The following is a 9,594-nucleotide window of genomic DNA, read 5'->3' on the forward strand; positions in this document are numbered from 1 at the left end:
GCCTCAGGAGCCAGCCCGTGCCCGTCGCGCCAGATCCCAACCCGTCGTTCGCCGAATACGCCCACCCGGATCGCCTCGTATCGACCGAATGGCTGTCCGCCAATGCCGGATCCCCCGGTGTGAAGATCGTCGAGTCGGACGAGGACGTGCTGCTCTACGACGTGGGGCACATTCCCGGTGCGGTGAAGGTCGATTGGCATCTCGACCTCAACGATCCGGTCACCCGTGACTACATCGACGGCACGCAGTTCGCCGAATTGATGAGCCGCAAGGGCATCGGCCGCGACGACACGATCATCGTGTACGGCGACAAGAGCAACTGGTGGGCCGCCTACGCGCTCTGGGTGTTCACGCTGTTCGGCCACAAGGACGTCCGGCTCCTCGATGGCGGCCGTGACGCGTGGCTCGCCGAGAATCGTGAGACGTCCTTCGACGTACCGGACACGGCCCCGACCGACTACCCGGTGGTCGAGCGCAAGGATGCACCCATTCGCGCGTTCAAGGACGACGTGTTGTCGCACCTGGGCAAGGGCCCGCTGATCGACGTTCGTTCACCGCAGGAGTACACGGGTGAGCGCACGCACATGCCCGACTACCCGGAGGAAGGCGCCCTGCGCGGCGGCCACATCCCGAGCGCCGAGAGCATCCCGTGGGCCAAGGCCGCGGCCCCGGACAGCCGATTTCGTTCGCGCTCGGAACTGAACGAGATCTACGGCAGTCTGTCGCCGAACGACGACATCGTCGCGTACTGCCGCATCGGTGAACGTTCGAGCCACACGTGGTTCGTTCTCACCCACCTCCTCGGTTACGAGAACGTCCGCAATTACGACGGCTCGTGGACCGAGTGGGGCAACGCCGTTCGGGTGCCGATCGTGAAGGGCGAAGAGCCCGGTGACGTTCCGGCCGTCGACTGACCGAGAGCACAAGAAGTACAGACATGAATGACCTGCCCGAATCCCTTGCCGAGATCGTCGACGACTTCGCAGCCGTCGGCGCCTCGGACAAACTTCAACTCCTCCTCGAGTTCAGTCGCGAGTTGGCTCCGCTGCCGAGCGAACTCGAGGAAGCTGCGATGGAACCGGTCCCCGAGTGCCAGTCGCCACTCTTCCTCGCGGTCGACGATTCCGATCGCGAGAAGGTGCGATTGCACTTCAGTGCACCGCCGGAGGCACCTACGACGCGTGGGTTCGCCTCGATCCTGCATCAGGGTCTGGACGGACTCAGCGCGGAAGCCATCCTCGCCGTACCCGACGACTTCTATTCCGATCTCGGCCTCGCCGAGGCCGTCAGTCCGCTGCGCCTGCGCGGAATGTCCGCGATGCTCGCGCGTATCAAGCGACATCTGCGCACCTGATGGAATTCACCGAACTCGGCGACTACCCGATTCGGTCCGGTGCCATGACCGAATGGCTCCCGTACGCAAAGTCGCCGTGGGAGGACGACGACCGATCGGTGTCGTTCGCCCACGAGGCACACCTGAAGTACTGCGCCGACGGCGGACGTGAAGCGTGGCTGGGCTGCGCGTTCGACATCGCCGGCCCCTTGGACGTCCCGGCCTTCCGTACCGCGGTAACGGACTGGATCGATCGTCACGAAGTACTGCGTTCCCACACCTCCCTGATGCCGGGATACGGGCAGAACGATGACGACGATCGAGGCGTGCAGAGACAGACCGTGCCCGTGGGCGGTATCCATGTCGGTGCGATGAGCCACGGCTACGTCACCGACGCCGACGCCAACGCTGCACATCTCCAGCAACTGTTCGACGAGTACGCCTCGCCGTTCAACTGGCCGTCGTACGTCTTCGCCACGGTGGAGCCCGCGGAGCGCGAGAGTTTCACCGTCTACTTCGGGGCCGACCACTCGATCATCGACGGATACTCGATCGTTCTGATCGCACACGAACTGTCGGCGCTGTACCGGCAAGCGTGCGGACACGGTCCGGCAGATTTGATTCCGGTCGGCAGTTACGTCGACTTCGGTAGCGCCGAGCGCCAGGCCGACATCGGCCACGGCGCGGAGAATGCGGCCCGCGACATCTGGCGACAGGTGTTCGACGAAACCGGGCTGCCTCGTTTTCCGCTGGACATCGGCCCGCGGAGCGACCTCCCGCAGCTGGGGACGTCCGAGTGGCTACTGGGCACCGAGGAGTCGGCGGACTTCGCGGCAGCATGCCGAAATGCAGGGGTCGGCTATTTCGCCGGCGTACTCGCGTGCCTGGGGTTCGCCGGTGTGAGAGTGGGTGAGCGTCGCCGGTTCCGGGCGGTCACGCCGGTCCATACCCGTAACGATCCCAAGTGGCTCGCCGCGCTCGGGTGGTTCGTCGGACTGTGCCCCGTCGATTTCGACGTCGAGTACGAGGACACCGAACCCGGCGCATTCGAGGCCGTCGCACGCAACGCACAGGTGAGTCTCGACGACAATCGGCCGGCCGGCGCGGTTCCGTTCGATCGGATCGGACACACGCTCGGAGTCCCGATCCGTCCCAGATTCGTGGTGTCGTACATGGATGTCCGGTTCGTCCCACGCGCCGAAGAGTGGCAGGAATGGCGGTCCCGGGCACTGCGCAGCAGGCAGTACACACACGACGTCTACGTCTGGATCAACCGCACCCCACAGGGCCTCAACCTCGCTGTTCGCTATCCGAACAACGACACCGCAGTTGTACATGTGACCAAGTGGGTGTCGGAGCTGCGGCCACTGCTGCGCAGCGCTACCCGCGGGTAGGGTTTTGCGGCCCGATGTCGCCGCCTAATGTGTAAGCGCTATCCGGTTACAGCCCGCGCGATATCTGTGCATACACTCCGATGTGATGCTCGTAACCACCCGGTGATGTTCCCGATCGGGAGCCGCTCCGCGTAGAGAAGACCATGAGAACCACAGGAGGTTCAGTGCCCAGTCATGCCAGTGCGCACATAACGAAGGTTCTCGTCGCCAACCGCGGCGAGATCGCGGTCAGGGTTGTTCGAGCGGCGGCCGACGCCGGGCTCGCCAGCGTCGCCGTCTACGCCGAACCCGATGCCGACGCACCGTTCGTGCGCCTCGCAGACGAGGCCTTCGCGCTCGGCGGACAGACGTCCGCGGAGTCCTACCTCGTGATCGACAAGATCATCGACGCCGCCCACAAGTCCGGCGCCGACGCCGTGCACCCCGGTTACGGCTTCCTCTCCGAGAACGCCGAGTTCGCGCAGGCGGTCATCGATGCCGGCCTCATCTGGATCGGTCCGTCACCGCAGTCGATCCGCGACCTCGGTGACAAGGTCACCGCGCGGCACATCGCGATGAAGGCGGGCGCTCCCCTCGTCCCCGGTACCGCCGACCCGGTCGCGGACGCCGACGAAGTCGTGGCCTTCGCCAAGGAGTACGGCGTTCCGGTCGCCATCAAGGCTGCGTTCGGCGGCGGTGGCCGCGGCATGAAGGTTGCCCGCACCATCGAGGAGATCCCGGAACTCTTCGAGTCCGCGACCCGCGAGGCAGTGTCCGCCTTCGGCCGCGGCGAGTGCTTCGTCGAGCGCTACCTGGACAAGCCGCGACACGTCGAGGCCCAGGTCATCGCCGACCAGCACGGCAACGTCATCGTGGCCGGAACCCGCGACTGCTCGCTGCAGCGCCGTTTCCAGAAACTCGTGGAAGAGGCACCCGCGCCCTTCCTCACCGAGGAGCAGCGCGCACAGATCCACTCGTCCGCGAAGGCCATCTGCAAGGAAGCCGGCTACTACGGCGCCGGTACGGTCGAGTACCTGGTCGGCCAGGACGGTCTGATCTCGTTCCTCGAGGTCAACACGCGCCTCCAGGTCGAGCACCCCGTCACCGAGGAGACCTCGGGCATCGACCTCGTTCTCGAGCAGTTCAAGATCGCCAACGGTGAACCGCTCGACATCACCGAAGACCCCACGCCGCGCGGCCACTCCTTCGAGTTCCGTATCAACGGTGAGGACGCCGGCCGCGGCTTCCTGCCCGCACCGGGACCGGTCACCAAGTTCGTTCCCCCGAGCGGCCCCGGCGTCCGTATGGACTCCGGCGTGGAGTCGGGCAGCGTCATCGGCGGACAGTTCGACTCGATGCTCGCGAAGCTGATCGTCACCGGCGCAACTCGCGACGAGGCACTGGCGCGCTCGCGCCGCGCACTCGCCGAGTTCGACGTCGAGGGCCTCGCGACCGTGATTCCGTTCCACCGTGCCGTGGTCTCGGATCCGGCGTTCATCGGCGACGACAAGGGCTTCGACGTCCACACCCGTTGGATCGAGACCGAGTGGGACAACTCGATCCCGCCGTTCACCGCCGGTGAGCCGCTCGACGAAGACGACGCTCAGCCCCGCCAGAACGTGGTCGTCGAGGTCGGTGGCCGCCGCGTCGAGGTTTCGCTGCCCGGTCAGTTCTCGCTCGGTGGCGGCGGCGACGCAGGCGTCGTCCGCAAGAAGCCGAAGCCGCGCAAGCGTGGCGGCGGCGGCGGCGGAGCTGCCTCGGGTGACGCGGTCACCGCACCGATGCAAGGCACCGTCGTGAAGGTTGCCGTCGAGGAGGGCCAGGAAGTGGCCGAAGGCGAGCTGATCGCCGTTCTCGAAGCCATGAAGATGGAGAACCCCGTCAACGCTCACAAGGCCGGTGTCGTCACCGGTCTGTCGGTCGAGCCGGGAGCTGCCATCACTCAGGGAACCGTGCTCACCGAGATCAAGTAACACGCTCATCGACGGCTGCGCGCCGTGCACCTTTCGAAGGTTGCACGGCGCGCAGTTGTTTTTCCCGACACTGTGAAGGACGGACCACTGCGATGGAACCAGTCGAGATCAACGCCGGCGGATGGTATCTGCGCGCACTCCGAGCAGACGAGCGGGTGGACGACCGCCCTGCCCTGACCGAGGGCGCGATCACCGATCCCGAGTACGTCGGCCGGCGTACCACCCAGTGGCAGACGGACGAGCACTACTCCTGGGCAATCTGTCAGCCGAACACCGGTGAACTGCTCGCCGAGGTGGGGCTCACCCGAGACGGTGCCGAGTCGGTACTGACAGGCTGGGCGCGCAAAGGGCACGACGACGCCTTGGAGTCCGGTTCTGCTGCCGTGGCCCGGTTCGCCGAAGGAGCGCTTGGGCTCACCGTCCGTCGGTGATCAGACGCTCACGTAGGCGGTTCTGCGCCTTGTCGTCGATGCCCAACCCGTCGGCGAAGTAGTTCTCCACCGTCCCGAAGCGGTCCTCCATCACAGCGAGCGCCGATTCCAGATAGGTCCGCTGCACGCCGAGGACCGGCTCGAGCAGGGCCGGATCGCCGCCCTGCGATTCGAAGGTCTCGAACACGACCGACAGGGCAGGCAGCAGATAGTCGTTCGTCGACAGGTAGTCCCGAAAGATTTCGTCCTCGCTCACTCCGAGCAGCAGGTGCAATGCCGCGGTGGCCCATCCGGTGCGGTCTTTGCCTGTGGTGCAGTGAACGAGAACCGGCAGGGACTCCTGCTCACCGGCGGCGAGTTCGCCGAACATGGCGCGATAAGCCCTGATCGCGCTGGGCATGGTCACGAAGTCCCGGTAGCTGGCTTCGAAGTACTGCGCGGCCCGGCCGCCGCCCAGTTCCGTCTCGGCAATCGTCGGATCCTCGATCACCCGGAGCATCTGCGCGGTGATGGCCGAACCGCCCCGGTCTTCGAGCACGTCCAGCGCGACCGCATTCGCTCCCGGCGGTAGCCGGTCCGGCGCCCGGTCCCGTTCGGCCGCCGACCTGAGGTCGTAGACGGTGCTGATTCCCAGCGGGGCCAACGCGGCCGAATCCGCGTCCGAGAGGCGACTCAGGTCGGTGGACCGGAACACGGCACCCGTGCGCACCACCCCGCCATCGCGAGTGGCGTATCCGCCGATGTCCCGAAAGTTCGGTACGGACCCCAGCGCGAAATGTCGGGCGCTCACCGCATCTTCTGGACGGCCTGCATCTTCTGGTCGGCTCACGCGGCGACGATACCGCGAAGCAGTCTGCTCATCGCGTCGACTGCTTCGTCGAGTTCGGCGGTCGTCACATTCAGCGGCGGCCTGAATCGAATCCCGCGCTCGCCTGTCGGCAACACCAGCACGTGCTCCCGCTCGCGCAGTTCGGCCACCATGCGATCTCGGTCCGCTCTCGTCTCGAAGTCGACGGCACACATCAGCCCCCGCCCTCGCGGGTGACCGACACCGAGGTCGGCGGCGGCAAGTTCACGCAGACGCTCGAACAGGTGCGCCCCGGTCATCCGCGCACGATCCACCAATCGCTCACGTTCGATCACTTCGAGAATGCGTCGGGCCCGCACCATGTCGGCCAGGTTGCCGCCCCAGGTCGAGTTGATGCGTGAGGGGACCTCGAACACGTTGTCGCGGACCTCGTCGACGCGACCACCGGCCATGATCCCGCACACCTGCACCTTCTTGCCGAAGGCGACGACATCTGGTGTCACACCGAGTTGCTGGTACGCCCAGGTGGTTCCCGTCAGCCCGCACCCGGTCTGCACCTCGTCGAAGACGAGCAGCGCGTCGTTCTCGTGACACAGCGCCTGGATCTTCACGAAGAACTCCGGACGGAAGTGGTTGTCGCCACCCTCCCCTTGGATCGGCTCGGCGATCAAACACGCTATGTCGTGCGGATTTTCCGCGAAGGCGAGGCGCGCCTGTTCGAGGGCGCGGTCCTCGGCGGCATCCATGTCGCGGCCTTCCGCAATGCACGGCGCCTCGATGCGCGGCCAATCGAACTTCGGGAACCTCGCGACCTTGCCGGGCTCGGTATTGGTGAGCGACATGGTGTATCCGGTCCGCCCGTGAAACGCTCCCGTCAGGTGCATCACCTTGGTGCCGAGCGACGCGTGCACTCCGCGGCTCTCGTTGAGCCTGCTCTTCCAGTCGAACGCGACCTTCAGCGCGTTCTCGACCGCGAGCCCACCGCCGTCGACGAAGAAGAGGTGCGGCAGATCGGGATCACCGAGCACCCGAGCGAAGGTGTCGACGAATCTCGCCATCGGCACCGAGTAGATGTCGGAATTGCTCGGCTTGTTGAGAGCCGCCTCCGTGAGTTCGTCGCGAAACGCGACGTCGTCGGCGAGCGCAGGGTGATTCATACCCAGTGCGGACGATGCGAAGAAGCCGAACATGTCGAGGTACACGGCACCGTCCCGCATGTCGACCAACCGAGTTCCTCGCGAACGCTCCAGATCCAGCACAAGGTCGAATCCGTCGACCAGCATGTGGCTGCGCAACACGTCGTGCACCGATGCGGCGGCGATCGTAGACTCGCCACTGCTGGTGCGACTGTTTCGAATCGAGGCGCTCATAACCCGAGGATATGTCATATTTGTCGACACAGCCACAGATCGGTGAAGTATTTACTGTATCTGAGCTATCTGTCGTAAAAAGTCTGAAGAATGATGGTGCTCCGAGTATGCACGTTGGCAGTGACCCTGATCTCCTGAAGCAACGACTCGAGTGCGCGTGGCGAAGCTACCCGCACCATGAGGACGTAACTGTCCTCCCCCGCCACCGAATGGCACGCTTCGATCGCGGCGAGGTGACGCAGGCGCGCAGGCGCATCGTCGGGCTGGGACGGATCGAGCGGCGTGATCGACACGAATGCCGACAGCCCACGACCCATCGCATCCGAATCGACCTTCGCCGTGTAGCCCCTGATCACCTTCCGCGATTCGAGTCGACGGACGCGCGACTGCACCGCAGACACCGAAAGGCCCGCCTTGTCCGCCAGGACGGCCAGGGTGGCCCGCCCGTCGGCGACCAACTCGCGCATCAGCACCCGATCGATATCGTCGAGCGGGGCCGTCACGGTGTCGTTCCGGGAGTCGTTCTTGGAAGATTCCACCACCAGCGCAGGCTAGCCCAGCGTGGACGGAACATGTACGAAACCTGCCAGGTTCACCGAGAAAGGTATGCATCATGACAGCCACCGATTCCGGCTCGCTTCGCACACGCGCCGAGCAGGCACTCGCCCGATGCGGCGCCGAAAACCATTCCACCGAAGCGGCTTCCGCGAGAACGCTGACTGCACGCACACCCATCGACGGTTCGGAGTTGGCGTCCGTCGCGTCGTCGGACGAGGCTGCGGTGACCGCCGCGGTGACCGCAGCCCACGAGGCATTCCTACAGTGGCGAACGGTGCCGGCCCCGCAGCGTGGCGCCGTCGTCCGTCGACTCGGACAGTTGCTCACCGAGCACAAGAGCGATCTGGCCGAACTGGTCACCCTCGAAGCAGGAAAGATCGAGTCCGAGGCCCTGGGTGAGGTCCAGGAGATGATCGACATCTGTGAGTTCGCAGTGGGACTGTCCCGCCAGTTGTACGGGCGCACCATGGCATCGGAGCGTCCCGGCCACCGGTTGATGGAAACCTGGCACCCCCTCGGCGTGGTCGGTGTCATCTCCGCATTCAACTTTCCTGTCGCCGTGTGGTCGTGGAACACCGCCGTGGCATTGGTCTGCGGCGACACGGTCGTGTGGAAGCCTTCCGAGGCGACTCCGCTCACGGCGATCGCGTGCGACGCACTTCTGCGCCGCGCGGCTCGGGACACCGGCGCATCCGAAGACATCCACCGGCTCGTCCACGGCGGCGCCGAAGTCGGCGAAACACTGGTCGACGAACCGCGAGTCGCCCTACTGAGTGCCACCGGTTCGGTGCCGATGGGGCGTGCAGTTGCCCCACGGGTCGCCGCCCGTTTCGGTCGTTGTCTACTCGAACTCGGCGGGAACAACGCTGCCGTCGTGACACCCTCGGCAGACCTCGACCTGGCGGTGCGCGGAATCGTGTTCTCCGCAGCCGGAACCGCAGGACAGCGCTGCACCTCGCTGCGCCGCGTCATCGTGCACTCCTCGATCGCAGACGAGCTCACCACCCGAATCACCGCTGCCTATGCACAACTGCGCGTGGGGAACCCGTTCGACGACGGCGTTCTCGTCGGACCGCTGGTGAACGAAGCCGCGTACACCGCCATGCAGACAGCGCTGGAAAAGGCACGCGCCGAAGGCGGCACCGTCGAATGCGGTGGTGAACGAGTCGGCGACACCGGCTGGTACGTCACGCCCGCCGTGGTGCGGATGCCCAGCCAGACGAGCGTCGTCCGTGAGGAAACGTTCGCCCCGATCCTCTACGTCACGACCTACGAGGATCTCGACGAGGCGATCGAGATTCACAACTCGGTGCCGCAAGGACTTTCGTCCGCGATCTTCACCCTCGATCAGCGTGAGGCCGAGCGGTTCCTCGCGGCCGACGGTTCGGACTGCGGGATCACCAATGTCAACATCGGCACCTCGGGCGCCGAGATCGGCGGGGCGTTCGGCGGCGAGAAGGAGACCGGCGGCGGGCGCGAGTCGGGTTCGGATGCCTGGAAGACCTACATGCGCAGGGCTACCAACACGGTCAACTACTCCGATCAGTTGCCCCTGGCCCAGGGCGTCAAGTTCACCTGATCTCTCCCCCTCCCCCGACGAATGTCACACACGTTCAGTTCGGGCGGTTTCAAGTGGTGGATGCACCGATGAGCTCAGCGAACTTTTCGACTGGTGGGCGGTAGCCTAGCGCCGCCCTGGGGCGTTCGTTGAGTTCGGTGGTGACGAAGCGAAGGTGTTCGAGCGAGTG

At 65.5% G+C, this 9,594-nt stretch carries 9 protein-coding genes; 6 read left to right on the plus strand and 3 right to left on the minus strand.

The features are described from left to right. Positions 1-17 precede the first annotated feature (17 nt). From ACZI8R_RS16055 to ACZI8R_RS16075, 5 genes are all read left to right on the plus strand, one after another. On the plus strand, positions 18-914 hold the full coding sequence (locus ACZI8R_RS16055; protein ID WP_463380632.1) for a sulfurtransferase: 897 nt from the start codon (positions 18-20) through the stop codon (positions 912-914). A 23-nt stretch (positions 915-937) separates the two neighbouring features. Further along, a complete protein-coding gene (locus tag ACZI8R_RS16060) occupies positions 938-1,354 on the plus strand; it encodes a SufE family protein (RefSeq protein ID WP_463380633.1) in 417 nt (138 codons plus the stop codon). After that, positions 1,354-2,727: a condensation domain-containing protein gene (locus ACZI8R_RS16065; protein WP_463380634.1), complete on the plus strand. Its 1,374-nt coding sequence runs from the start codon at positions 1,354-1,356 to the stop codon at positions 2,725-2,727. The genes ACZI8R_RS16060 and ACZI8R_RS16065 overlap by 1 nt, the downstream gene beginning before the upstream one ends. Before the next feature lie 164 nt (positions 2,728-2,891). Next, positions 2,892-4,679: an acetyl/propionyl/methylcrotonyl-CoA carboxylase subunit alpha gene (locus tag ACZI8R_RS16070; RefSeq protein WP_463380635.1), complete on the plus strand. Its 1,788-nt coding sequence runs from the start codon at positions 2,892-2,894 to the stop codon at positions 4,677-4,679. Between the two features lie 92 nt (positions 4,680-4,771). Further along, positions 4,772-5,110 (plus strand): hypothetical protein, encoded by a 339-nt coding sequence (locus ACZI8R_RS16075; RefSeq protein ID WP_463380636.1) that lies wholly within the window; start codon positions 4,772-4,774, stop codon positions 5,108-5,110. Here ACZI8R_RS16075 and ACZI8R_RS16080 read toward each other — a convergent pair. From ACZI8R_RS16080 to ACZI8R_RS16090, 3 genes are all read right to left on the minus strand, one after another. Next, positions 5,094-5,939, minus strand: coding sequence for a tyrosine-protein phosphatase (locus ACZI8R_RS16080; RefSeq protein ID WP_463380637.1), 846 nt, complete (start codon positions 5,937-5,939; stop codon positions 5,094-5,096). The two genes, ACZI8R_RS16075 and ACZI8R_RS16080, sit on opposite strands and share 17 nt — an antisense overlap. Then, complete coding sequence (gene lat / locus ACZI8R_RS16085; RefSeq protein ID WP_463380638.1) at positions 5,936-7,288, minus strand: L-lysine 6-transaminase; 1,353 nt, start codon at positions 7,286-7,288, stop codon at positions 5,936-5,938. The genes ACZI8R_RS16080 and lat overlap by 4 nt, the downstream gene beginning before the upstream one ends. 65 nt (positions 7,289-7,353) lie before the next feature. Next, positions 7,354-7,833 (minus strand): Lrp/AsnC family transcriptional regulator, encoded by a 480-nt coding sequence (locus tag ACZI8R_RS16090; protein WP_463380655.1) that lies wholly within the window; start codon positions 7,831-7,833, stop codon positions 7,354-7,356. Positions 7,834-7,901: 68 nt separating this feature from the next. Between ACZI8R_RS16090 and amaB the strand changes: the two genes are divergently transcribed. Continuing rightward, a complete protein-coding gene (gene amaB, locus ACZI8R_RS16095; protein ID WP_463380639.1) occupies positions 7,902-9,425 on the plus strand; it encodes an L-piperidine-6-carboxylate dehydrogenase in 1,524 nt (507 codons plus the stop codon). Positions 9,426-9,594: the final 169 nt, after the last annotated feature.

Source organism: Rhodococcus huquni (assembly GCF_055231055.1).